Source organism: Butyricimonas hominis (assembly GCF_014287455.1).
Taxonomy (GTDB): domain Bacteria; phylum Bacteroidota; class Bacteroidia; order Bacteroidales; family Marinifilaceae; genus Butyricimonas; species Butyricimonas muris.
Window position 1 is genome coordinate 274,418 of record NZ_JACOOH010000001.1, and the last position, 25,053, is coordinate 299,470.

Genomic DNA, 25,053 nt, shown 5'->3' on the forward strand with positions numbered 1-25,053 from the left:
AGGGCTGCTCGAAAGCAGCCCCCCACACACGTACTAAAATTATTCCCAATCCGATAACGGATTCTCTTTCTCCGATTTTATTACCCAGTCCCGCAATTTCACGTGTTTCAAAAACTTTTGAGCCACACGTTGAATATCTTTCACGGTAATACTATCCAAGGCTTTGTCAAAAGCACTGTGATCCGTGATATCTTTTCCGTATTCCGCATAACTATTTAACACATTCATCCAGAAATCGATACCGAGATTCTCGTTTACCTGCTCGTTACTTCGTTTTATTACCGTAACGACGGGAGCCAATTCACTCTCCTTGAAAAGTTCTTTGGTACTCTTCTCCAATTCCCGGTAGATAATCTCTTTCATCCTTTCCACCTTATCGCTCTCCGTCTCGAAACCGATCATCAGGGTTGCTTTCCTATCCGGAAAGTCCCGGTAGCCGGCATCCGCGTTCACACCATAACTCGCGCTCTCCTGCTCCCGCACGATAGAGAAGTAACGAGCCCGCAACATCTGTCCCCAGATATTAAAAGCTATCTGCTCTTTCAGCGAGAACTTGCCATCATTCTCCAGCACGATATTCACCATCCCCTTGTCCCCCGGCATCACCACTTTAAATTCACGTGCAATAGTATCGGTATCCACGCTATAATCACGGATAATATACTCCTCTTTCTTTCCCCCGCGAGAAGGCAAAGCACCGATATATTCACACGCCAAGCGTGCAGCCTCGTCCCGATCGATATCCCCCACGATACAGAAAGTAAACTCCCCGGCATTCGAGAAACGTTCACGATACAAGGATTCCAACCGTTCGAAATTCATCATGTCGAAATACGCCACGCCATAATCCTTATTCCGTTCGTCTTCTCTCACGGTCAACATCCGGATAGTGTCCTGCACGAGATTCTGCGGTGTCTTCCGTTGGTTCTCGTACGCGTAGCGGGAACGCTCGACATATTTGTCAAATTGCGTCCTATCGAAACGGGGTTGCTGGAACAACAAATAATACAACTGGAACAAAAGTTCAGCATTCTCCGCTTTCGTGCTTCCCCCGAAGCCTTCCGTGTAATCACTGATCATCATATTCAAACGGATCTGCTTGCCTTGTACCAATTCTTTCAACGTGCTCAAGTCATACTTGTACAATCCCGACTTCAAAGTCAATGCTTGCATAGCCGTTAATGTCGGTAAATCCTCCGTGGCGACAACCGAACGACCGCCATGACTGCTGCAAGCCAGCGAGAAGAACCCGTGTCCTTCCTCCACGTGCTTGTAATACACCTTGGCGCCATTAGACAATGTCCACTCTTCCGCCTTGAAACGATCCAGCTTTTTCACTTTCCTAATCGTTCCGGCTTGAAGTTGCAGGTCAAACGGTTCCGGCGTCTTGTGTTCCTCGACCTCCGGCTCTATATCTTTTTCCGCCACCTTAGCCATGATATTCAGAATATCATCTTTAGTCAAGTATTTATAATCCTTGTCATTCCCGGACACCACGACAATCTGATTACTATCGTTCGCCCACGAGTGAATCCAGTGACTCATATCCTCCGCGGTGATTTCCAGCAAAGCCTCTTTCAACAAACCCAACTCTACCGGTTGCTCGTGAAAGGGCATTCCCGCCAAGAAATGATTCTGGAATACGGATACATAATACGGGTTACTCTCCTTCTCTACCTCACTTTCCATTTTCATCAACTCTTGGAAAAGAGCCTCCTGCACTCTCTCGACCTCTTTGTCGGTAAAACCGTAACGACGAATCTCTTCCCACGCCGTCCACACCTGCTCGAAAGCCTCCGCATCCTGATTTTTATACGGAATCACGTCTAAAGAGAACCCGTTATAATTACGCACGAAACTCTCGAATGTACCGGAAACGCTCAAAAACTTCTCCTTGTTCGCGTTCACGATACGGGACAGACGTTGTCCCATCAAAGCGTTAAAAATCCGTGCCTTAAAAGAATACGCCTTGCGTCCGACCTCATCCAATCCCTCCTGCCGGTGTGCCCGTTGGTGGAAAGAAATCATCTTCGACGGGTTCTCCGCGTCAAGAATCAACATGTAATCCATATCCGCCCGGTCAGGAATCTCCACCTCGTACCGTTCCAACGGATTCTCCCTCGCGGGAATCTGCCCGAACAGCTCCTTTACCCGCTCCTCGAATTCCTCCTCGTCAATATCCCCGACCACGATCACGCACTGCAAATCCGGTCTGTACCATTTACGATAAAACTCCCGTAATACATCCGAGGGGAACGATTGCAATAATTCCACCGTCCCGATCACGTTCCGTTTGGCATATTTCGTGTGATTGTACACCACCGGAGCCGCTCCTTCCTGCAAGCGACGCCCCACGTTATAATGACTCCGCCATTCCTCGATAATCACGCCCCGCTCCTCGTCAATATCTTTATCTTTCAGCAATATCTCGCTACACCAGTCTTTCACGATAAACATACACGTGTCCACCAATCCGCCTTCTGCCACGGGTACATCCTCGATATTATACACCGTCTGGTTTATCCCTGTCTTCGCGTTGAACGTGAAAATACCTCTTCCCCTCAAATAAGGCATCACCCCTCCCGGGAAATGGGTAGTACCGTTAAACGCCATATGCTCCAAGAAATGCGCCAACCCGTTCTCGTGATCCTCTTCCAGTATCGCCCCCACGTTTTGCAACAGGTAAAAACTCACCCTTCCCGGCTCCGCCTTGGAATGCTTCACGTAATACGTCAGACCGTTATCCAGTTTCCCGTGACGCAATCCTTCCATGCCTTCCTGCGCGGACAAAGGAGTCCCAACCGTGCAAAGAAACACGGCAATCGTTACTAATAATCCCCTCATACTTTATTTATTTCGCTAATTCCAGTGCTTCCAGTTTACGTTTCATAATCATTTGCACTTGAACAGATTGCATTTTATTCTCGATCTGTAAAGCCTCCATGTACCCTTGGTTATAAGCTTCTTTTGCCTTATCAAAATCTTTCAATGCCTTATACGTATCCCCCAACATCGTCACAAAATTAATCCTGTCGATCAATCCGGTTCCCTCGTATTGCATAGCTTTCACCAACCAATCCTTCACTTGTCCTAATTGTTCGTTGTTCAATTTTCCCTTACTCATGACATACATATTTTGAGCAATCTCACCATAATCATTCGCTCCCACCTGATCACCCAAAGCCGCCAAATACTTATTCATTAATTGAACATAAGACTCCGCATCTTTCTTGTAAGACAATAAATACATTCCATCATAATAATATTTGAATTTCTCATAAGGAGTCAACGTTCCCGTCGGCATAATAGCGTAAGCCGCTTCCAGATCACCATTGATTCTCTCCAAATATTTCTTGTATTCATTCTTACCCGCTTTTGCCAATTGCTCGATAACAGCATTATTATACTCGACCATCAAGATACCCGGAGCTTCTCCCAATTTACTCATGTACGTTTCCAGATTTTTGGCAATAAACTCCATCACCGCATCATCTTTCACGTTCTTTTTATTAAACTTATTCGCGATTTGGAAATCCTCTTTATTAATAAAATCCGGTCCCATTTTTGCCTTCACATACTCGGCATATAATTTATCAATACGCACAATCCATTTTTGTGCTTCCATTCCCTGCAAACCACCCACATAATCCGGAGCCTGTTTCAATACCAACTGCATATCAGCCAAATCTTTTTTCGATTTAGCACGGTCATACAATTTCTCGAAACTTAATTGTTCTCCGCTAGCCACTTTGGCTGCATTCAAAAAATCATCCTTTTCCCGAGCTCCAGCCAAACGGGATGCCACGTTTCCATCCGCTTTAAAAAATATCAATGTCGGTAATACCGTTACATTAAATTTCTCGGCAGTTTCTTTCTGCCATCCGGCTGCCTCGACATTGATTTGCATACACACGAACTTTTCATTCATGTATTTTTCCACTTCTTCGTCCGTGAACACCTTCTCTGCCATTTGTTTACATGGTCCGCACCATGTTGCAAAAAAATCCACAAATACGAGTTTATTCTCTTGTTTTGCTTTCACTAATGCTTCCTCGAAGGTTCCCTCGAAGAACTTAATCCCTTGGCTATAGCCTGATACGCTCCACCCCATGAACAGGGTGAAGCATATCATTGTAAAATATTTTCTCATTATATTCATTTCAAAATAAACGTAAACACATCCGGCAAAATCGCAGAATAATCTTCATTACTTACCTTTAAGGTAACAATATAGCGTCCCTTGGGAGCCTCTGTCCTTAACGGGAATTGCATACGTCCACTACCACGTACAACAATTTCTTTTGCGAATATATCCGCATCACCTCCATCAATCGCTCGTACACTTACAAACTCATAAGACAACGGCTCTGTTCCCAACATTCCGCTAATCGTATTCGTTACCCATGGAGCATCGTTATCCACTTTATTTTGACTTACCTTGCTTAAATCAGTCTCAACGACCAATGAATCCGGATAATATTCTGCATTATCGGCTTTCAAATACCCAATCTTCACATCATGACATGCACTAAAAGCCAAAACCATCACAAATAGAAATAATATTGTCTGTTTCATCTTGTTCCGTTTTTACATTTCATTATAATTGTCCCCAAGTGAATCCATAAGCCAAAGAATGAACAATCCCATTGGTCGGTTCTATGTCTGTTGATGCAACATCTATGCTTGTGGACATATTCATTCCACCTTTTATATACAAGACCACTGCTCCCGCCTCCGGAACTTTTTCGTACGGTTCCCGGAATGAAAACACCCGGAATGTAGAACCAAAAGCAGAAGTGAAAATGACTCCTGATGCATCATCATCACTCGTCCCTCTCGGAATATCTTTTACTTCATATTTCCCTTTCACGACATGCCGCAAAATCAATTCTTTACAATATTCGACACCTTTTGCCTCCACATATGCTTTTACACTCTTATAAATCGGTTCTTGCACCCAAGTCTCCGTATTCAGTTGGGTTTCCTCGAACATCTTCCGACGGATAGAGTGGTTTGTCGGACCAAAAAATGTAATTTCTTCATATCCGGCTTTCTCTCCTGTAAAATACTCTTTCGTTCCTGTATACTCGATCATTAACAATAATGAATCCCAGTTATAAGAATCCGAATGAAAATATTCATACATATTCCCCGGATACTTTTTCCGGGCTATACCCGTATCAATCTGGTTATACTTTGTACATCCGATAAAAACGGATAATAACAATCCTAATAATATAATCTGTTTCATATCTTATTCCTTTATTTTCTCATATACGGGGCCCAATACACATTCTGCCTTAATAATCCGTTCATTTTAAATGCACTCTCGTGAATCGGGAAAAATAATGCACCATTTTTCACATCAGTCAATGTCAACGTCTTCAACGCTCCCGGTAAATAAGTGTTAATATACTCCATCCCGTTGCGTACGGCATCATAAAAACGATGCCCCTCCATTAATAACTCGCGTTCACGTTCGTGGAAAATAGCATATTTCAAACCTTTCTCATCACCACCGCTATTGGGATAAGGCTTCACATTATTAATTCCTCGAATCTCGTTCAAATCCGCTTGCGCCAAACCCTCTTCTCCTAATTTGACATAACACTCGGCTCGTAGCAAATATATGTCTGATAAACGCCAATAAGAATAATTTGATTTGATTGCTATTAATTGCATCGTACCCGGATTATAAGGATCAGCTTTATACACGCCCTCGCGCCATTTAAAGGGGTAAGCGACACCCCCGGTAAGTTCAGTAATTTCTTTCCGAACACTATCCTGCAAATGCTTCATAACAACCTCTGTCGTATCAGTAAACATAAATTGAACAGAATCGGTACTATAGTAACTATACCTATGAAAATAAGCATCCCGTCTCAAATCCAGCGTATCATACAACGTTCTGATTGTCGTATAAGAAATTTTACTTGATTTATATTGTTGGTCCCCCGCTTTTGTTGAAGGCTCAACCGGATATCCTATAAATTCTCGACCGATCAAATACGTCGAAAGAATATGTTCCGCCGACATATCCAATGAAAATTCAAATATCGACTCCGGATTATTTGCCTGATAATCAGAAAAATATTTACACAATTCTTCAGGATCACGTACTAAACTATAATTTCCGGCATCTCCTTTTATCAAATAATTGGCATATTCTACTGATTTTTTATAACATTCATTCGAATTTCCATCAAGTCCCATCAAATCAATCATACTTCCTTTCCAAGCATAAGCATGAGCTAACAAAGCACAAGCAGAACCTTTACTACCGAATTGTTTCGAAGTTATAGGCGTTCCCGTACGATCAACCAAATCAGCTTGAACCGGCAACATCTTATACGCTCTCTCCGCATTGGCAATCACTGTATCCAAAACCTCAAGCAAAGGTTTTTTTCCGTATACTTCAGATGAAGAACTATTCCGTGTAATAGGGACCTCTCCCCAACGACGTCCTAGGAAGAAATACCCTAAAGCCTTACCGAAATACGCTTGGGCTCTGTAATAATTCATACGCTCGGGTGATACATTCGCTTCTGCTTTATACATATTATCCAATAGTACATTCGCCATATACACTACCCAATAAGTTTGATCCCAATACGTACATACTTCACCTTGCCCCCTCATTCCAACCATTGAAGACGGATCCCACAAATGCTCCTGCGTCCAATTCGATTCTGAGATAAAACCAGCTCGTTCTTGCACATTCTGCTCTAACAATCTACCATGTATAAAACTTTGAAGTTGATATAACGAAATTTCCAGATCCTGCTCCGTTTTGTAATAATTATCAAAACTGACTAATGTTTCGGGTTCCACATCCAACAAACTGTCACATGCTGAAAAAAGCCCTATCAATAAAACATAAAGAATTTTCTTCATAATTAAAATTTAAGCGTTAATCCCAATGTTAATTTAGTTGCAGACGGATAATTCTCCATTTGATCCAAACCTTGCATCGGATCAACATTTTCCGGGTCTAATCCTGAATAATTCGTCCACAAGAAAAGATTCTCTCCCGTGAAAAACACTCTTAATCCTTGCAAATACAACTTCTTGGCCCATGCAGAAGGAAGATTATAACCTAAAGTCAATTGTTTCAACCGAAGGAAATTCACCTTTTCAATATTAGAATCTACCAACCCGTCAAACTGTCCTTGGTGATAATAATTAATTGCAGAAATAATAGGATAATCGGAATTATCCCCCGGCTGTTGCCAGAAGGTCACGTTACGATAATCCTCGAACACAGCCGAACCAATATTCATAGGATTAAAGTTCAAAGATGCTTTTCTGAACATATTAATCATCTTTCGTCCCAAAGAATAGTTGAATAAAATATTCAAATCAAATCCTTTCCATTTAATTTCACTCGCGATACCACCATGAGCCAATGGCAAAGTCGAACCGGCGAAATATCTATCCTCATCAGTAATATTCCCATCTCCGTTCAAATCAGCGATCACATTCATCCCTAAACGGGTTGGTTGCGCCATACCACCACTACCTAATGCCTTGTAATTTCCTTGTTGATCCCAATATTTAGGAATATCACTATCACTTTGAGCGTACCCTAAATTTTTGTATACCAGCAACTCATTAGCAGAACGCCCTATAACATATTTACTGTCGACATCCATACCCGTGTAAGTTTTTTCCAAACGATTCCAATTGCGGGAAATATTAAATCGTGCACGCCATTTAACCTCGGTTTCTCTCAAAACATCAAATTGGGCTTCCAATTCTATACCTTCATTTGAAATTTCCAACGCATTATCCCACATCTTTGAATGGAAATAAACCGTCCCGGGAAGATTTATCTGCCACAACAATGATTTCGTGTATTTATAATAATAATCCAACTTCATTTTCACTCGATAATCAAACAAATCTACGTCCAATCCCAAATCATATTGATCGGATTTTTCCCATGTCAGATTTCTATTTTCCATTTGGGCTGGCACCAATCCTGTCACTCCCAAAAAATTACTGCCGACATCAATCGCACCCTGTGCTAAATAAGGATCCAAGAAAGTTTGTCCTGACTGTCCCCACGAAGCACGCACTTTTCCGTGGCTTAACCACCAAAAATTCTTCATAAATACTTCATCTGAAAAATTCCATCCTACTGCAATAGACGGGAAAGTCGCCCAACGCACATCTTTACCGAAAACAGAAGATCCATCCCGACGAAGCGTAAACTCCATTAAATACTTTCTATCAAAATTATAAGCCAAACGCCCGAAAAGGCTAACCATTTTTTTCTCCTTGAAACTTGAAATAAATGATTTCATTGCAGTTGTAGTCCCATTCAGATCTTTCAAATCCGGCATACCATCCACAACATAATGTATATAATCACTAGGAGCTCCTTTACCAGAACCATTCAAACCATTGGATGCTTCTCTCGTGTAAGAAAAACCGAAAAGCCAATCAAAATTATGCCGTTCTTTTAAACTGAAATTGTAATGTAACAATTCTTCTGTCTGCATTAACACGGAACCGGACATTTGACCGTATGACTTACTCAACCCGTAACTTGCATCCAAAGAACTGGGTTCAAAACGATTAAGCTGTGATTGAGAATAATCCACTGCAAGTGAAGCCGAAACATCTAAACCTTCAATAATTTTATACGCTAACCGAGTATTAGCTCGAATATTAAAATTATATTTCTTCTCAGACACTTCATTGATCGTAGTAAATATTTGTTCGTAAGCAGATCCACTATTAGGGAATAACGTCGACGTTCCTTTGGGATTAACTGTCATATAAGAAATATTTCTCGCTCCTAACCCCCCAGAAGCCATACTCATATCCGAATATGATAGAGATAAACGCATATCCAAACTCAAATTTTTCCGAGGGGTCAAATTCAAATTTGAAATCAAATTGGCGCGTGAAAATTCAGAACCGACATTAATACCTTCCTCGTTATACCAACCGGCACCAACCATATATTTAACACGTTCCGTTCCTCCGGATGCCTGAATATTAGCATTCAAAGTTTTACCTGTATGGAACACGTATTTCCACCAGTTTGTTGAGTTATTATAGAAAGGATTCAAACTATCTTGCAACAAACGCTCTAAAGGAATCTTATTATAATCACTAACCACTCCATTTCTCCAAAAATAATCGTATTGCCCGCTCGTTCTAAAAGCTTCTTCCGGGGAAGTCGGCCAAGTAACATTATTCGTCACACGGTCAGTCATTCCTACTGCCATATTCCGTGCGGCATATAACCACCATTTACGTTCCCCGTTTCCTTGTATTTGCATGGGAGTCTCCGGCAGATAAGTCCATGAATAAGAAGCATTTGCCTGAAAGGTTGCTTGACCCATTTTACCGTGCTTTGTCGTAATCAAAATCACTCCATTACTTGCACGTGAACCATAAATGGCAGCAGAAGCAGCATCTTTCAAAACTTCAACGGATTCTATCGTCATCGGATCGATTTCAGCCAATGTATTCGTTCCGGTTAACGGGGAAGTGAATGATTGAATAGGCACACCGTCTACAACATATAACGGAGTATTCTCACTGATTCCATCAACCATCAATGTATTATAACCGCGAATTGCAACACGAGTACCTCCTCCACCGGGGGCTCCAGACACGTTATTCACTTCCACTCCCGCCATATGCCCTTGCAACAGATTCTCCAAACTGGAAGAAGGAACCTCTTCCAAATCCTTAGCTTTTATTGAAGACACGGAACTGATCAATTCCTTCTTATTCCGCTCTCCATAAGCGATCACAGTTACCTCATCCAAATCCGATGCTTCCTCTTTCATGGTAATAATCAACTCATCTCCCGCCTTAAACTTTTTCTTTTCTTGCTTAAAACCAACAAAAGTAAAAATCAACTGTCCGGATTCCACTGGTAAAGAAAGCGTGAACTCCCCTTTTGCATCCGTGGCACACCCCACGGTAGTGCTATCCAAACGTATAGTAACTCCCGGCAGGGGTTGTTTTTTCTCGTCAATCACCTTACCTTTCACGATGAACTTCTTTACCTCTTTTTTCTCGTCGTCTTTCGCAACAGCCGGCTTCACGATGATCACGTTTCCCTCGTACAAGAAGTTCAACCCGGAAAATACCCGTTTCAATAAAACATCCAACTCCTCGTCGTTTGCCGAAACGGTAATGTTACTGAAAGAAACCAGATCTGCATCATTATACACGAAATACAGATTCGTTTTCTTCTGAATCTCTTTAAAAAGCTCCATCGCACCAACATTCTTCATTTCCAGCGTCACCCTCTGTTGTTGCGAGAACGTGTTAGCGGAAATTGTCATGCAGGTCATTGTCAATAAAATAACTAATAATTTCATGATTCGTAATAGACCATTTTTCTTTTTACCATAGAAATAGTAAAAACTTTGTTTTTTTTTCATACATTTGATTTTGAAATTAAAAACTACTCGGGCAATCATTGTCGCATTTGCTTGCCCACATTTATTTCACTCCGGATAAGTGGCGCTTGTCCGGATTCTTTTATTTACGCACTACTATCACTTTACCTTTAATTTCGAAATGAACATGAGAGGTTTTCTCTATCAAACCCAACAACTTCTCGATCTCCCCGTAGCGGGGCAAATAACCGCTAAACCGCTCGTTACGCACTTCGTCATTCATAAAAAATACATTTATATCATACCACAAGGCAAGCTCATCCAAGATTTTGCTTATACTCTTGTTTTCGAAAAAATAGTTCCCAAGATGCCACGCCACGTAAGGCATAACATCCACCTCCTGAACGACAACCCGCCCGGAAAGCTTGTTAAACACTGCCTGTTGACTCGGTTCAAGCATCACCTCCGGTTTTCCTTTCGGCTTCACGGACACTGAACCTTCTACCAAAGTAGTATGCATCCGATCCATCCTTCGGGTATTGATATTGAACTTCGTACCGTACACTTTCACCTCCATGCCGTCAATCTCCACGATAAAAGGCTTTCCCGTATCTTTTGCCACCTCGAAATAAGCCTCACCCTCCAAACGAACCCGACGCTCCCCCTTAATAAATTTCACGGGATAACGAATCTCGGTAGCTGCATTCACCCACACTTTTGTTCCGTCCGACAACATCAAGGTGTACTCTCCTCCCTTCGGTGTGATCAACCGATTCTGAACCTCCACTTCCCGGTCTTTTTGCAAGGAATCCACGTACACCAAAGCCTGATCGCTCGTGCGCATACTCATTCCGTCCTCCTGTCCCAACAACACACGAGAAGTATCCAACGCCACCACCTTACCGTCATTCAACACCAATGTCGCCTTTCTCGTCCCATGCACGATCTGTCCGATCCCGTAATCCTCCGCGTCAACAGCGGGCTTTTGTTCCAAAAAGAAGAACAAAACTATCGTCAAAGGTAACACCAACATTGCCGCGTATCCCGCAACCTTCATCCACATCCGGCGCATTCGTTTACGATAAGCAGTATTCAGTCTGGCTTGAAAATCCTTTTTAAAATCCTCCCTCGTATCTTTTTCCAAACGGTATCCCTTGCGAATGGCAACGAAACGCTTCATATCCTCGTACACGGCACGATGCTTTTCTGCCTCGTCCAACCACACCTGCAAAGCCTTCTCCTCCTCTTCATTCAATGAAGAAGTCAAACTCCGCTTTATCAATAACCAATCTATTTTCATCTTAATCTTACTCAAATTCACACCCAAAACACGAAACACCCGAAAATGTTTACACGAAAAATGATTTTTTTTACTCCCTAAGCAAAAAAAATGACACATCAGAATAATAAGCTAAAAATCAATTTACTACAAATGCCAAAATCATCATAAACCATTTCACACCGATTATCTGGCGCAAAGGTACCTGTAGATTCAATCGACAAAACCCTCGACAGTATTAAATAAGATACTTTTCTGTTAAAACGTGGGCGAACTGTGGGCGAACATCAGGCGATGAGTAGGCGAACCCGCCCAAAAGTCACTCAAAAGGCTATCTACCGCCACTCAATGGTAGAAAAGTTGCCTAGTAAGCAATCCTTACCCGGGAGTTTCCCGGGGCAAATTATGAACCGGATACCTTTAGTTCTATTTTTCCCCTTCCTTGTCCTATCTTTATTCTTATTATGCTTACAACAACTTCTTCAATTCATCCATATCCGGCAAAGCTTTTCTTAATTCATCCGGCATATCATTAGCAGTCTTGTAGGTTGCAACTCCCAATGGTTTGTTAAAATCACGAACAGCATACTCGACAAAATTACGATCAACACCCTTACAAAGAATTATGCCAATAGACGGATTCTCATGAGGTTTTCGCACATAGTCATCTAAAGCCTGCAAATATAAATGCAATTGTCCTAAATGTATGGGACGAAATTCCGAGTACTTTAACTCCACCGCAACAAGTGAATTGAGCTCTCTATTAAAAAATAACAAATCAATAAATACATCATGACCGCAAACTTCTATGTGATATTGATTTCCAATAAAACTAAAGTCTTGTCCAAAGGTCATTATAAATTTTTTTATATTCTGCACGATAGCATTTTCAACTATTCTTTCATCAATATCTTCTTTATCCCTTTCATCCAAATTTTCCACGTTGATAAAGTCAAGTAAATATTCATCTTTAAACATACTGATCGCTTTCACAGATTGTTGAACATCGGGTATCGTGTTTACAAAATTGTTTGGCATCGCCCCTTGATGCCGATAATCATTCGCTTCGAGATGAACACGTAATGTATATTTATTCCAACAGTTAACCACTGTTTGATGAATATAAAAAGCACGTTCCTCTATAGTACTCGTTTTATGAATAATCTCCATGTGGTGCGTGAAACTGATACTAAAGAATTCCTCCATGTTTAGATTGCTCGCCAGTGGCGAGCAATCTATCATCAGTAGAGTATTACTATCTATTTCAATGGGATTTAATATTTTATCTTCAAGATTTGCAAATTTACTCGCCATTGGCGAGCATTTTAAGACAGAACTCCATTCCTCATAAAATTGCCTCATTTTCCGTATATGTTGGGCAGAAAATCCACGCAACCCCGGTAATTCCTTTTGCAATCGTTGGCTAATAGCTTCAATAGCTCCTGTTCCCCAAAATTTATCACGAGAATTAAGTGATACATATTTCCCGATCCCCCAATAAAGTCCCAACTGTTCTTTGTTTACCAACTTAGCGGCCTGATATTGACTACGAAGTATAGCTGTCTTTATAATTTGTACTGCCGCATTATAAACTGTTTCTAATTTATGATTTTCTTCCATATCCTCATGGATTAGTTTTTACCGCTCACATCCGAAAAATCTCTTTATTATCTAAAATAGACATTACACAATTCAACATTACACGGAGGCTTTTCAATTATCGCATAAATATAGTAAATCATATTCTGGATTTGGGATATTTTATACATTAAAATTTTTAAGAAAATTCCTAAATACAGACTCGCATGTAGATTTCCATACCTCTTTTAATTACGTTTCAAAAGTAAAACAATCGAAACATTTTGTATGTTAGTCAATTACTCCCATCCACTTTGAATTAGAACAATATTATTCTATATACAAAACAAAAATGACTATTTTTTATTTTGCATATAGAATAAAAATATACTGAAAACAGTTATAGCCGAAAAACTATTGATTATCACACGGGATACAGAACAAGTGTTGGAAATGAACGGTAAAACAATCGAGGTCATTCCCGCGTGAAAATGGCTGTTAAGCCTGTAAAAGCAAGCACGATTGACTCATCACGAAAAGGAGCAGGATGAAATCGTAATTCGAGAAACTTTCTTTTATTTTCTCCATTCCCCGGTGCAATTGTACCTTCACCGTATTTTCATTCATAGACAATTGCTCCGCGATATCACTGTATTTATAGCCATGCACAAACCGCAAAAGACACACTTCCCGACACCTGTCCGGCAATTCATCCATCACTTGCCGGATCTTCTCCAGCACCTCTTCCTCGTCGATCGTGTCAACATTATCGGAATATACTGCCGCCTCCGCGTACAACGCCATATTCCGGTCTTCGACCTTGGCATCCCGCAGGTAATTGTAGCATCGGTTCCGCACGCTCGTGTAGAGATACGCTTTCAACGATCCCCTGTAATTGGAAAAAACCGATTTCTCGTAAATCGTGATAAACACTTCCTGCACGATATCATTAGCCACATCTTCCCGGAAAACCATATTCAAAGCGAATGTAAACAACTTATCGAAATACCCATCAAACAATTCAGAATAGGCACTCCGGTCATTTCGTCTTAATCGCTCTATCAATATCTGTTCATCCAAAATATCACGTTTTTCTTGTATCCACGGTCAGCAAAAATATTCCTATTTTCGATTCGATAAAAATATTTCCCGCAATTTATTATCAAATTAACATTGCTACCACGAGTACACCGCACACAAACCTCGTCCCGTGTAAACCGGAAATCTCTAAATCACTAAATTATTAAACTGTTCCCAAAAACCGGGGAACGATTTGGTGACCACCCCGGCATCCCGAATGGTTAACCCGGGAAACTTCAACCCGACAGGAGCAAATGCCATTGCCATACGGTGGTCCTGATACGTGTCTATATCTAATGAAATCAACGCATTACGCACCTTATCCCAGCACAATTCCCCGTGTATCGGCACCTGCAATTTATATCCCAATTTACTTAACTCCCGCGTAACGGCATCCACCCGGTCACACTCCTTTATATATAAGGTTTCGACACCCCGCAAATGGAACGGGATACCCGATAAACAACAAGCTACAATCAGAGGAAGAGCCGTATCGGGCATTCCTGACAAATCCGCCTCGAAACGGGACACTTGCGCATCATGGGTAGACAAACGAATCCCCCCGGTTACCCTTTCCGTGTGTACCCCTAACTGTTGCCATAACTCGACTTGACGCGCATCACCTTGCAAGTTATCGTACTCCAACCCCGGAAGAAAGAGTTCCCCCTCTCCCGCGACAACCAGCAACTCGTAAAAAAAAGACGCCGCGCTCCAATCGGCACTTACCCGGAAAGCAGCAGGCATATATTTTCCCCCGGGAATGACTACCCGATTCCCCGCGATACACACCTCTGCCCCGAAGCGACGCATCATTTCCGCCGTCATGTGAATATAATCCGCGGAAACGACTTTCCCTTTCAAATCAATCACGAGTCCCCCTTCCACCAAAGGAGCGATCATCATCAACGCTGAAATATACTGGCTACTGACCGAGGCATCCAAGCAAATCTCTTTCCCCCTCAACACGGCATTCCCAATCCATAAAGGCGGAAAACCCTCTCTCCCCAAATATTCAATACTTGCCCCCAGTTCCCGCAAAGCCTCTACCAACACTTTTATCGGTCGCTGCTTCATTCGCCCCGAACCGGTCAATTCCCATACCCCGTCACGCGAGGCAAAATAAGCTGCCAAAAAGCGCATGGCAGTTCCCGCATGACCGACATCCACGAGTCCACCCGTTCGGGACAAGGCTTCCATCAATACAAGGGTATCATCGCTATCGGACAGATTTTCAGGCAACACCCCGTCCGCCAACGCACTCAACACGAGAGCCCGGTTGGACACACTCTTGGATGCCGGTAAAATTACCGTACCTTTTATTTCTTTCCCTTCCCAAGCGATAACGTTATCCATTCTTATATCTGGTTTAATGCTTCCGTAATCTGTTCTTTCGTGCAGTAATTATTGATAGAAAATTGCCCGACATCTTCCAAAAGTGTAAAATTCACACCTTTACGATCGTTTTTCTTGTCATGCAACATCAATTCATACAATGTATCCGCGTGCTCCATAACCGGGTAGGTTGGATAATATCTCTTGATAAATTCCCGCACCCGGCGATACACTTCGCCCGGGAAACCTTTCTCGCGCACGGAAAGATACAACTCGGCTATTATTCCCAACGCGATAGCTTCCCCGTGTAACATATTTTCCCGCCGCATCATGGAACAACTCTCGATGGCATGCCCAATCGTGTGTCCGAAATTCAAGGCTTTACGTATCCCTTTCTCATTCGGATCCTGAGTCACGATATCATTCTTCACGGACACGGATTTTTTAATTAACTCAAGGAATTCTTCACGTTCGGGCACGTTCGTGTCACAAACCAGTAACCGCTCCAGATACTCCATGTCAGACAATAGCCCGTGTTTCAGCATCTCGGCATAACCGGATACCCGTTCCCGAACAGGTAACGTCTGTAATAACGAAACATCAATAACCACTCGTTCCGGCTCGCTGAAAGTACCGATCTCGTTTTTCAACCCGTCAAGATTAAACCCCGTTTTCCCGCCTAACGAAGCATCCACTTGTGCCAGCAAAGTCGTGGGTACATAGATACAACGCATTCCCCGCTTGAACGTCGAAGCGGCGAAACCACCCATATCCGTCACCATACCCCCGCCCACGCATAATAATATAGAAGAACGACGAGCTCCCCGCTTACTCAACATAGACCAGACACGGGCAACACTCACCAGTGACTTGTTTTCTTCACCGCAATCGACTACCGCCACGTTCAACGGCATCCAATTCACTTTCTCCAGTAACTTGTCACAAAAACCGACCGTGTGCTTATCCGCCACGACAAATAATTGATCATGCCTGACACCTTGTAACAACTCGGCGAGGACAAGACTCGAATCCGTTGTAAATATAATACGCTCCATTTGTCCCATATTTCTGCACAAAATTACACTATTTATGCATTAATTTCAGAAGATCTATGTTGAAAATTAAACGAAAATAGGTATATTTGCATTAGAAGACAAGTGTTTTCTATAAAATAGGAGATTACCCATGGATACAGCAATTACAAACGCAAATAGTTATTGGAATGTATTGAAAGACTTGAGCCGAGAAGTAAAACTAGATCTGATCGCCAGACTAAGTAATTCGTTACTTCAAAAGGAAGAAGGAAAAAAAGTTTCAGCCAGTAGTTTCTATGGCGTGTGGCACGACAACGACTTTGAAGATACCGATATAAACGAAGCCATTAAAACTTCACGAAAATTCAAGGATGATATTGAAGCATTCTAAGACTTATGGAAAAATACCTGCTTGATACCAACATTTGTATTTTTCTTTTACGTGGGAAATACAATATCGACAAGAAAATTGACAACGTGGGGTTAGAAAATTGTTTTATTTCAGAAATCACTGTTGCCGAATTAAAATACGGCGCCGAACTAGGAAATAGACAAGGATTAAGACACAGACAACAAGATTTAGATAAATTCATATCCTCTATACATGTACTTCCCATTACAGGTGCACTTGATTTATTCGCCTCCGAAAAAGCAAGACTGCGCTTTACCGGAACTCCGGCTGAAGATAATTTTGACTTATTGATAGGATGTTCCGCTATAGTACATTCTATGATCATGGTTACGGAAAATATAAAAGATTTTAAAAACTTCTCCGGAATCAGAATTGAAAACTGGATTGAAAGATAAAATATTTATCGGGTTAATTATTGTTTTTCTCGCCATAAAAAAATAACTTTGGTCAAATTCATTAAAACTGATCGGCGCATGAACAATGACAATTCTACCCTGAACCGGGTGGCAATCACAATTGCTCCCAGATTAAACAATGCTTTATATTCTCCCCTATTCCAACAATGCGGCGGCATTACCGGCTTCTTCCAAGAGAGTGACAATAATATAGAGTTGCTTTTCAAAGAAAACAACCTGACAAACATCCAACCGGAGCGTTCCCTGTGGCTGCAACAGGCAGAAGAGGAACTAAAGAACATGGAGAAACACCGTATTCAGCTCTGCGGAATAGAAGACACGAATTACCCCCGCCTGCTGAAACATTGTGCCGATGCCCCACTGGTGCTTTTCTATAAAGGTACGCTGGAACCCGACGAAGTCAAGAATATCGCTATCGTGGGTACTCGCAAAGCCACCGATTCGGGCAAAGCCCGCGTGGAAAATATCCTCCAGCAATTGGCTGACATGGGATATCGCCCCAACGTTATCAGCGGACTGGCATACGGTATTGACATTGCCGCGCATTCCGCCTGCCTCAGGCACGGGCTTCGGGCACAAGCCGTGCTCGGTCACGGGCTGCACATGATCTACCCGGCACCCCACAAAAATATAGCGGACAAAATTCTGGAACAAGGCGGAACACTACTTTCCGAATTTCCAACCTGTGCACCGATACATCCCACGAATTTCCTCCAACGGAATCGCATCGTGGCAGGCATGAGCGAAGCGATACTCGTGGCGGAATCTCCCGTGAAAGGGGGTGCTATGTCCACCGCGCGACAGGCATTATCGTACAGCCGGGATGTCCTCGCCTTCCCCGGTCGCCCGGAAGACACGAACTACACGGGATGCAATATGCTGATCAAACAAAATATCGCTGCCCTCGTGGAAAACGTCTCCGACATATTGAAAGCGTTGAATTGGGAACCGCTCCCGACAGCACCTTATCAAACATCACTCGATTTGTTCCCCGAATCGAGCGACGAAGATCTTATCAGACAAACTTTGACCGAAGCGGGAGAACAAAACATCGACCAGCTCCATCAACTCACCCGGATACCCGTCCACGATCTGGCCGTCTTGCTTTTGAAACTGGAATTAGAGGGTACAGTCACCCGGCTTCCCGGTAAATGTTATTCACTTATTTAACCCGTTTTGTTACAGATTCATAGCACGGGACGATAAATGATTTTAATTTTAAACTATTATAACGTTTGCGGGTACCAAAAAATAGTGCGAAAAATTTTTGGAATCATAAACAAAAGCATACCTTTGAACCGAATTTCACAATTCAAATTAAAAGATGTTTTTTTAAAGTTTTTACTTAAACAATATTCAAATGAAAGCAGAGATTAAAGAATTCATGGATGCCTTAAAGGCTAGAACTGTGGGTGAAACTGAATTCCACCAAGCAGTTGAAGAAGTAATCGAAACTGTTTGGGATACCTATCAGGCAAACCCGAAATACAAGGCTAACAAGATCCTTGAGAAAATGGTAGAACCTGAAAGAGTTATCATGTTCAGAGTGCCCTGGATTGATGACAAAGGTGAAGTACAAATCAACCGCGGTTACAGAGTACAATTCAATAGTGCTATCGGACCGTACAAGGGAGGTTTACGTTTCCACCCGTCAGTAACCCTTGGCGGATTGAAATTCTTAGGATTCGAGCAAACTTTCAAAAACTCTTTGACTACTCTTCCCATGGGTGGTGGTAAAGGAGGTTCTGACTTCAACCCGAAAGGAAAATCTGATAATGAAGTTATGCGTTTCTGCCAAAGCTTCATGACTGAACTTTGCAAACACATCGGTCCTGACACTGACGTACCTGCTGGTGATATCGGTGTAGGCGCTCGTGAAATCGGTTTCTTGTTCGGACAATACAAGAGAATCCGCAACGAATTCGTTGGTGTATTAACCGGAAAGAACCGCGAATTCGGTGGTTCAAGAGTACGTCCGGAAGCTACCGGTTACGGTACCGTTTATTTCGCACAACACATGTTGGCAGAAAAAGGTGAGAAGATCGCCGGTAAAGTAGTTGCCCTTTCCGGTTTCGGTAACGTGGCTTGGGGTGCCGCTCAAAAATTAGTTCAATTAGGTGCTAAAGTTGTGACTATCTCTGGTCCTGACGGATACATCTATGACGAGAAAGGTTTAACTCAAGAGGGTGTAGACTATATGTTGGAATTGCGTGCTAGCAACAACGACGTTGTAGCTCCTTACGCTGAGAAATTCGGTGCTAAATTCTTCCCGAAAGCAAAACCATGGGAAGTAAAATGCGACCTCGCATTCCCTTGCGCTATCCAAAACGAGTTGAACGAAGACGATGCCAAGAAATTGGTTGCTAACGGTTGCCAAATGATCGTTGAGACTTCTAACATGGGATGTACCGCGGAAGCTGTTAGATACGCTAACGAGCACATCACGTTCGCTCCCGGTAAGGCAGCTAACGCTGGTGGTGTTGCTGTTTCCGGTCTTGAAATGAGCCAAAACTCAATGAGATATAGCTGGACTGCTGAAGAAGTAGACGCTAAATTGTCTCAAATCATGAAAGACATCCACGATACTTGCGTTAAGTTCGGTAAGAACGGAAACAAGATCGACTATGTTAAGGGTGCTAACATCGGTGGCTTCATCAAAGTTGCCGAGGCTATGTGCGCTCAAGGACACTGCTAATAATACAGTAAGTCTATATAAAAAATCCGCTCCAAATTCGGAGCGGATTTTTTATTACCAGAAATCAACGATATGAATAGTTTCCTGTACCTTTGTGCCGTAAAAAATTTAGGAAGATTTTCATCATGCGCGCTCAAGATAAATCACCACAAGGAACTGTTCGTATGGATATGTTGCACGGCAGCTTGCTGAACAAAATTCTATTGTTTGCACTGCCATTGGCAGCAAGTAGTATCCTGCAACAATTGTTCAACTCGGTGGATGTAGCTGTTGTCGGGAAGTTTGCCAGCAGTCAGGCTCTTGCAGCAGTGGGAAGCAACGCCTCGGTTATCAGCCTGATGATAAACCTGTTTGTCGGGATATCCGTTGGGGCAAGTGTCGTTATCGCGAACTATATCGGACAAAAAAATCAACGCGGTATCAAAAATGCCATACATACCGTTTCCGTGGTCACGCTAGCAAGTGGCGTACTATTACTCGCGGTCGGATTGCTCATCGCCCGACCTATTCTGGAAATGATGGACACTCCCGATGATGTTATTGACCTAGCCGTCCTATACCTTCGTATCTACTTTCTAGGGATGCCCTTCTTCATGATCTACAACTTCGGCGCTGCCATTCTTCGCAGTATGGGCGACACGAAACGCCCTCTATATTGTCTTATCATTGCCGGACTCATCAACACGGCATTAAATTTATTATTAGTCATCGTCTTCAAAATGAGTGTCGCAGGGGTTGCCATAGGCACAGTCGTATCCAACATGTTTTGCGCCGGCATGATCATCTACATCCTTTTACACGAGAAAGAGCCTTTCCGTCTGGAAAGCAAACACATCAAAATATCCCGTCCCGAATTACGAAAAATGCTCCGGATTGGCGTCCCCGCGGGGGTACAGGGTATGGTATTCTCCATTGCCAATATCTTCATTCAAGCCGCCATCAACCGCTTCGGTTCAAATGCCATTGCCGGCTCTGCCGCAGCCCTCACCTATGAATATTACTGCTACTTCGTGGTCAGCGCATTCAGCCAAGCTACCGTCACCTTCATCAGTCAAAACTACGGGGCCGGACAAATCGAACGCTGCAAGAAAGTATTCCGCCAGACTATGTTACTAAGCGTTACTTCCTGCGCCATCCTGAACGGATTCTTTGTCTGGCAAAAAGAACTCGCTATCGGAATCTTCACCTCCAGTCCCGAAGTATTCCGATTTGCCACCCTTCGCATGGAAATCGTATTGCTAACACAAAGCCTCGCCTGTTCCTACGAGATAGCAGGTGCGGCCCTCCGGGGACTGGGGTATTCCATGCTACCCGCCATACTCACGGTATTCGGCACCTGCGTGTTGCGTTTATTCTGGGTATACGTAATCTGTCCTCTGTTTCCCACCTTCGAAGCCCTAATGATCATCTATCCCATCTCGTGGATTGTCACGGGGGCAGCCGTATGTATCGCTTATCATATCATTCAAAAGAAGTTGTTCATTCCCGAAAAAGCATACAATTTGCTAAATGGCAATAATTGAGTATCAGAGATACAAAGGCTACCTTTATTCCCATTCTCCAGAGAATAAGGTAGCCTTTTTATCACTTTTCAAACATTAACGTCCTCTTCTTCTAATCCATATCAAGATCGCAAATAAGATCAATACCAATGGAATTACTCCCATAAACAAAATCTTTGTTACAGTCATTCCTCCTTTGGTAACATAGACTTTATTATCCGGGAGTTTCGGACGACGAATATCAATAGGCACTTCTCCATCTGACATCCAAAAGAATGAGGAAGTAATTAAAGAATAATTGGATGCTCCTACCCCATTACGAGAAATACTGATCTCTCCGTTACTCAAGCAATCCGCATCTCCCAAGATAATAATTTTCTGTTCCCTGTTCCCCACGGCGCGAGAAAGAGCAACCATAGTTGGAACCTGATTCAATTCGACCTCCCCCTTATCCGGATTCATCACAGGTATTTCATCTACAAAGTCCGTACTTTCAACCTCATTCCAAACGGTTTTCAGTGAATCAGTAACTAACAATACTGTTACCTTGAAACCGCTATTCGGTATTCCGGATAAATCCAAGCCCACGGTAGAAGGCATCGTTGCCACGTTTCCATATCTATACATGTCTTTTAGTTCGTAAGAAAACTCGGCTGCCTCTTTTGTTACCTTGGACATGATAAAATCCGACTGAAAATTCTCACTTGGACTCACCAAACGTCCCGACATAAAACGAACCCCGAATTGCTCCACAAGAGGATTCATGTACTTCTGACGCTTAGGTTCTCCCGCTATCAAAAGATTCCCTCCCCGGGCAATATAAGCATCCAAATTCTTCCGATGTGCTTCCGGCAAAACCTCCCTCACATCCGCGATAACCAAAATATTGATATCTTCAGGAATTTCTTCGTCTAAAGTAACTTGTCTGAAATCAAAACCTTGATTAATCAAAGAATAGCGGAAAGGCTTATCTTGTGCAAAACGATTATAATCTCTATCGCCTTGTTTGATACAATCACGTTCTCCGTGTCCTTCCACGAATCCCACTTGCGGCAAATCCATCACCAATCGTTTAAAAGCCGCGGTAATTTCCGTCTCGAACGGGAACACATACATATCATCATAAATACGCAAAAATGCCTTCTGCCCATTCTCTCTTTCCAATACTCGCACGAAACGATAATTTTCACCCGACAAATCTTCCAATTTGCTCACTTCATTCACATCAAGATAAATAGAAGAGTCTACACCATAATTCTGGGTGATTTTCACCATCCTCTCGCGATCATTCAAAGTAGGATAACGCTTATTCAACTCCTTCTCGTTATTTCCTTTGGCATAATAACGGACATATTTCATCTTGATATCCGGCTTAAAACGAGTATATTGCTTGAAACGTTTGATATCGCTCAACTCACTTTTCGGGAAGCCATACCACAAAAATCGATCTTCATCCAACACGTTGGCATAAGTGGTAATTGTCAAATTCCCTTTCATCTTGGACACGATTTCCTGACTATTCGGAGTCAAGGTATTTACTTTAGTCCGCGTAGCATCATAATAACACATGAATGTAGGTCGAGAACTCAAATACCCAATCGACACAGCAATCAATATCGCCGAGAAATACCAAGAAGTACTAACGAACCAACTTTTTTTCTTACGTATCACGGTCAACCTGATTACAGTAAAAGTCAGAAACAAAACGACAACAACCAAAAAGTAAATTACATCTTCGCTACAAAGCAAACCGTTGATAAATTCACCTGAACGCCCTCGAATTGACAACCAATACGTGATATCCCGCACAAAAGCGATATCCTGCCACATACCACCCACGTAATTCAACACGGCAAATACCGCAAAGGTACCCATCGCTGCAACCACCTGATAAGAGGTCAAGGATGACATGAAAAGCCCGATAGCTCCATACGCACAAATCAACAGGTAAAGCCCTAGCAACCCTGCCAATACCGGAGGTAAATCAAATTCATGCACGAAACATACACCATAAATAACGAACAGACCAAGTACCGCAATCATCACAAGCGCATAAATCATTATTGAAATAAATTTCCCGATAACAATCTGAAAATTCGTCACTGGTGACGAGTAAAGCAACTTGATTGATCCACTACTCAACTCCCGACTCATGATACCCATGGTCAATAAAGGTATATACAAGTATAAATACCCTTGAATTTCGGGAAACAATCCCCCACGCCAAGGACTGGTAAAAGTCCCCATGGTCACATTATAAACGTAACGTCCCAATTCTTGAGAAACGACATACCCCTCAAACGCATTCACAAACGTCATGCTGGCTTGAAACGTGAAAATAATCAAGATGAACCATGCTATAGGTGAATAAAACATAGTCTGCAATTCCGTCAGGGCAATTCTTTTTATAGCTTTCATATTTCTTCCTTTACTTTGATTTTTTAGACAATTCTGCAAAAATGGCATTAAGCGAACTTTTCTCTACGCGTATCTCGTTCAAGCGCCAAGCATTTTTATAACTATATTCCACCATTTGTTCGATAACATCATTCACGTCCGAGGCTATCAACCGGAACTTCGTTCCCCCCAACTCTTCCACTCTTGTTACCCCGGGAACTTCAATCAACACTTCCGGGGCCGGAGCATCAAGTAAAGATACGAATACGGTGTTCGGGGTAATGTAATTGTCAAACTCATCCACACTACCCGAGAACACCATATGACCTTCTTCCACCATAAGAATATGATTACATATCGCTTGCACTTCGGTAAGCATATGGGTTGAAAGAATTACAGTTCTGTTCTCCGCAATCTTTTTTATCAGATTGCGGATTTCAAGAATTTGATTCGGATCCAAACCATTTGTAGGTTCATCAAATACAACCAACTCGGGACTATGAATAATTGCTTGAGCGATACCCACCCGTTGTTGGTAACCACCCGAAAGATTACGAATCAAGCGATTCCGGAAATGCAATATCCCACACTCAGTTAAAGCATTTTCCACCGCTCCCGGAATCTCGCTATCAGGCATAAGTCGAATTCCCGCGCAATGATAAAGGAACTCCTCTATCGTCAAGTCCATATGCAAAGGAGGTTTCTGGGGTAAAAAACCCATCAAACGCTTCGCCGCAACGGAATTTTCTTTTGTATTTATTCCCTTTATAAAAATATCTCCTTCAGTTTGTCTCAACACGCCACAAAGAATATTCATCAATGTTGACTTCCCCGCACCGTTTGAACCCAGCAATCCATAAATTCCCCGGGTAGGTATTTCAAAATTAATATCCCGTATTGCCCATTGTACACTATACCGATGAGAAACATTTTCAATTTTTACAATTGGTTTTTCCAT

General features: G+C 42.4%; 18 protein-coding genes. 5 read left to right on the forward strand and 13 right to left on the reverse strand.

What is annotated here, in order from left to right; genetic code table 11:
* Positions 1-39: 39 nt before the first annotated feature.
* The 11 genes from H8S64_RS01105 to aroB all read right to left on the reverse strand — a co-directional run bounded on the left by H8S64_RS01105 (position 40) and on the right by aroB (position 16,694).
* Positions 40-2,844 carry a M16 family metallopeptidase gene (locus H8S64_RS01105; RefSeq protein ID WP_186974612.1) on the reverse strand — a complete coding sequence of 935 codons (2,805 nt, stop codon included), beginning with the start codon at positions 2,842-2,844 and terminating at the stop codon, positions 40-42.
* Positions 2,845-2,851: 7 nt separating this feature from the next.
* Positions 2,852-4,150 (reverse strand): thioredoxin family protein, encoded by a 1,299-nt coding sequence (locus tag H8S64_RS01110; protein ID WP_186974613.1) that lies wholly within the window; start codon positions 4,148-4,150, stop codon positions 2,852-2,854.
* A 5-nt stretch (positions 4,151-4,155) separates the two neighbouring features.
* Complete coding sequence (locus tag H8S64_RS01115; protein ID WP_186974614.1) at positions 4,156-4,575, reverse strand: hypothetical protein; 420 nt, start codon at positions 4,573-4,575, stop codon at positions 4,156-4,158.
* 22 nt (positions 4,576-4,597) lie between these two features.
* Entirely contained in the window at positions 4,598-5,251 is a 654-nt protein-coding gene (locus H8S64_RS01120; protein WP_186974615.1) for a fasciclin domain-containing protein, read from the reverse strand.
* 11 nt (positions 5,252-5,262) lie between these two features.
* The gene (locus tag H8S64_RS01125) at positions 5,263-6,894 is read right to left on the reverse strand and encodes a RagB/SusD family nutrient uptake outer membrane protein (protein ID WP_186974616.1); all 1,632 of its coding nucleotides are present in this window, start codon (positions 6,892-6,894) and stop codon (positions 5,263-5,265) included.
* Positions 6,895-6,896: 2 nt separating this feature from the next.
* Positions 6,897-10,412 carry a SusC/RagA family TonB-linked outer membrane protein gene (locus H8S64_RS01130; RefSeq protein ID WP_186974617.1) on the reverse strand — a complete coding sequence of 1,172 codons (3,516 nt, stop codon included), beginning with the start codon at positions 10,410-10,412 and terminating at the stop codon, positions 6,897-6,899.
* A 100-nt stretch (positions 10,413-10,512) separates the two neighbouring features.
* Positions 10,513-11,670, reverse strand: coding sequence for a FecR family protein (locus tag H8S64_RS01135; protein WP_186974618.1), 1,158 nt, complete (start codon positions 11,668-11,670; stop codon positions 10,513-10,515).
* Positions 11,671-12,117: 447 nt separating this feature from the next.
* The gene (locus H8S64_RS01140; RefSeq protein ID WP_186974619.1) at positions 12,118-13,269 is read right to left on the reverse strand and encodes a PDDEXK nuclease domain-containing protein; all 1,152 of its coding nucleotides are present in this window, start codon (positions 13,267-13,269) and stop codon (positions 12,118-12,120) included.
* A 456-nt stretch (positions 13,270-13,725) separates the two neighbouring features.
* The gene (locus H8S64_RS01145) at positions 13,726-14,307 is read right to left on the reverse strand and encodes an RNA polymerase sigma factor (protein WP_176554963.1); all 582 of its coding nucleotides are present in this window, start codon (positions 14,305-14,307) and stop codon (positions 13,726-13,728) included.
* Between the two features lie 147 nt (positions 14,308-14,454).
* Positions 14,455-15,660 (reverse strand): 3-phosphoshikimate 1-carboxyvinyltransferase, encoded by a 1,206-nt coding sequence (locus tag H8S64_RS01150; RefSeq protein ID WP_186974620.1) that lies wholly within the window; start codon positions 15,658-15,660, stop codon positions 14,455-14,457.
* A gap of 2 nt (positions 15,661-15,662) precedes the next feature.
* A complete protein-coding gene (gene aroB / locus H8S64_RS01155) occupies positions 15,663-16,694 on the reverse strand; it encodes a 3-dehydroquinate synthase (protein ID WP_186974621.1) in 1,032 nt (343 codons plus the stop codon).
* A 130-nt stretch (positions 16,695-16,824) separates the two neighbouring features.
* On the opposite strand from aroB, the gene H8S64_RS01160 reads away from it, so the two are divergent.
* The 5 genes from H8S64_RS01160 to H8S64_RS01180 all read left to right on the forward strand — a co-directional run bounded on the left by H8S64_RS01160 (position 16,825) and on the right by H8S64_RS01180 (position 21,719).
* On the forward strand, positions 16,825-17,064 hold the full coding sequence (locus tag H8S64_RS01160) for a hypothetical protein (protein ID WP_186974622.1): 240 nt from the start codon (positions 16,825-16,827) through the stop codon (positions 17,062-17,064).
* 5 nt (positions 17,065-17,069) lie between these two features.
* Positions 17,070-17,480 carry a type II toxin-antitoxin system VapC family toxin gene (locus H8S64_RS01165; protein ID WP_186974623.1) on the forward strand — a complete coding sequence of 137 codons (411 nt, stop codon included), beginning with the start codon at positions 17,070-17,072 and terminating at the stop codon, positions 17,478-17,480.
* A 78-nt stretch (positions 17,481-17,558) separates the two neighbouring features.
* Positions 17,559-18,671, forward strand: coding sequence for a DNA-processing protein DprA (gene dprA / locus H8S64_RS01170; RefSeq protein WP_186974624.1), 1,113 nt, complete (start codon positions 17,559-17,561; stop codon positions 18,669-18,671).
* 190 nt (positions 18,672-18,861) lie between these two features.
* Positions 18,862-20,196 (forward strand): NADP-specific glutamate dehydrogenase, encoded by a 1,335-nt coding sequence (gene gdhA, locus H8S64_RS01175; protein ID WP_186974625.1) that lies wholly within the window; start codon positions 18,862-18,864, stop codon positions 20,194-20,196.
* A gap of 125 nt (positions 20,197-20,321) precedes the next feature.
* Positions 20,322-21,719, forward strand: coding sequence for an MATE family efflux transporter (locus H8S64_RS01180; protein ID WP_186974626.1), 1,398 nt, complete (start codon positions 20,322-20,324; stop codon positions 21,717-21,719).
* A 75-nt stretch (positions 21,720-21,794) separates the two neighbouring features.
* Here the strand turns inward: H8S64_RS01180 and H8S64_RS01185 are convergent, their stop codons facing one another.
* Entirely contained in the window at positions 21,795-24,116 is a 2,322-nt protein-coding gene (locus H8S64_RS01185; RefSeq protein ID WP_186974627.1) for a Gldg family protein, read from the reverse strand.
* Between the two features lie 10 nt (positions 24,117-24,126).
* Positions 24,127-25,053, reverse strand: a complete 927-nt coding sequence (locus tag H8S64_RS01190) for an ABC transporter ATP-binding protein (RefSeq protein ID WP_099291022.1) — start codon at positions 25,051-25,053, stop codon at positions 24,127-24,129.

Excerpts from the sequence above, each read along its gene's own strand:
- H8S64_RS01125 (WP_186974616.1), bottom strand. The coding sequence starts at position 6,894 with ATGAAGAAAATTCTTTATGTTTTATTGATAGGGCTTTTTTCAGCATGT.
- H8S64_RS01115 (WP_186974614.1), bottom strand. The coding sequence starts at position 4,575 with ATGAAACAGACAATATTATTTCTATTTGTGATGGTTTTGGCTTTTAGT.
- H8S64_RS01180 (WP_186974626.1), top strand. The coding sequence starts at position 20,322 with ATGCGCGCTCAAGATAAATCACCACAAGGAACTGTTCGTATGGATATG.
- aroB (WP_186974621.1), bottom strand. The coding sequence starts at position 16,694 with ATGGAGCGTATTATATTTACAACGGATTCGAGTCTTGTCCTCGCCGAG.
- H8S64_RS01110 (WP_186974613.1), bottom strand. The coding sequence starts at position 4,150 with ATGAGAAAATATTTTACAATGATATGCTTCACCCTGTTCATGGGGTGG.
- H8S64_RS01135 (WP_186974618.1), bottom strand. The coding sequence starts at position 11,670 with ATGAAAATAGATTGGTTATTGATAAAGCGGAGTTTGACTTCTTCATTG.
- H8S64_RS01190 (WP_099291022.1), bottom strand. The coding sequence starts at position 25,053 with ATGGAAAAACCAATTGTAAAAATTGAAAATGTTTCTCATCGGTATAGT.
- H8S64_RS01185 (WP_186974627.1), bottom strand. The coding sequence starts at position 24,116 with ATGAAAGCTATAAAAAGAATTGCCCTGACGGAATTGCAGACTATGTTT.
- H8S64_RS01150 (WP_186974620.1), bottom strand. The coding sequence starts at position 15,660 with ATGGATAACGTTATCGCTTGGGAAGGGAAAGAAATAAAAGGTACGGTA.
- H8S64_RS01140 (WP_186974619.1), bottom strand. The coding sequence starts at position 13,269 with ATGGAAGAAAATCATAAATTAGAAACAGTTTATAATGCGGCAGTACAA.
- H8S64_RS01160 (WP_186974622.1), top strand. The coding sequence starts at position 16,825 with ATGGATACAGCAATTACAAACGCAAATAGTTATTGGAATGTATTGAAA.
- dprA (WP_186974624.1), top strand. The coding sequence starts at position 17,559 with ATGAACAATGACAATTCTACCCTGAACCGGGTGGCAATCACAATTGCT.
- H8S64_RS01105 (WP_186974612.1), bottom strand. The coding sequence starts at position 2,844 with ATGAGGGGATTATTAGTAACGATTGCCGTGTTTCTTTGCACGGTTGGG.
- gdhA (WP_186974625.1), top strand. The coding sequence starts at position 18,862 with ATGAAAGCAGAGATTAAAGAATTCATGGATGCCTTAAAGGCTAGAACT.
- H8S64_RS01130 (WP_186974617.1), bottom strand. The coding sequence starts at position 10,412 with ATGAAAAAAAAACAAAGTTTTTACTATTTCTATGGTAAAAAGAAAAAT.
- H8S64_RS01120 (WP_186974615.1), bottom strand. The coding sequence starts at position 5,251 with ATGAAACAGATTATATTATTAGGATTGTTATTATCCGTTTTTATCGGA.
- H8S64_RS01165 (WP_186974623.1), top strand. The coding sequence starts at position 17,070 with ATGGAAAAATACCTGCTTGATACCAACATTTGTATTTTTCTTTTACGT.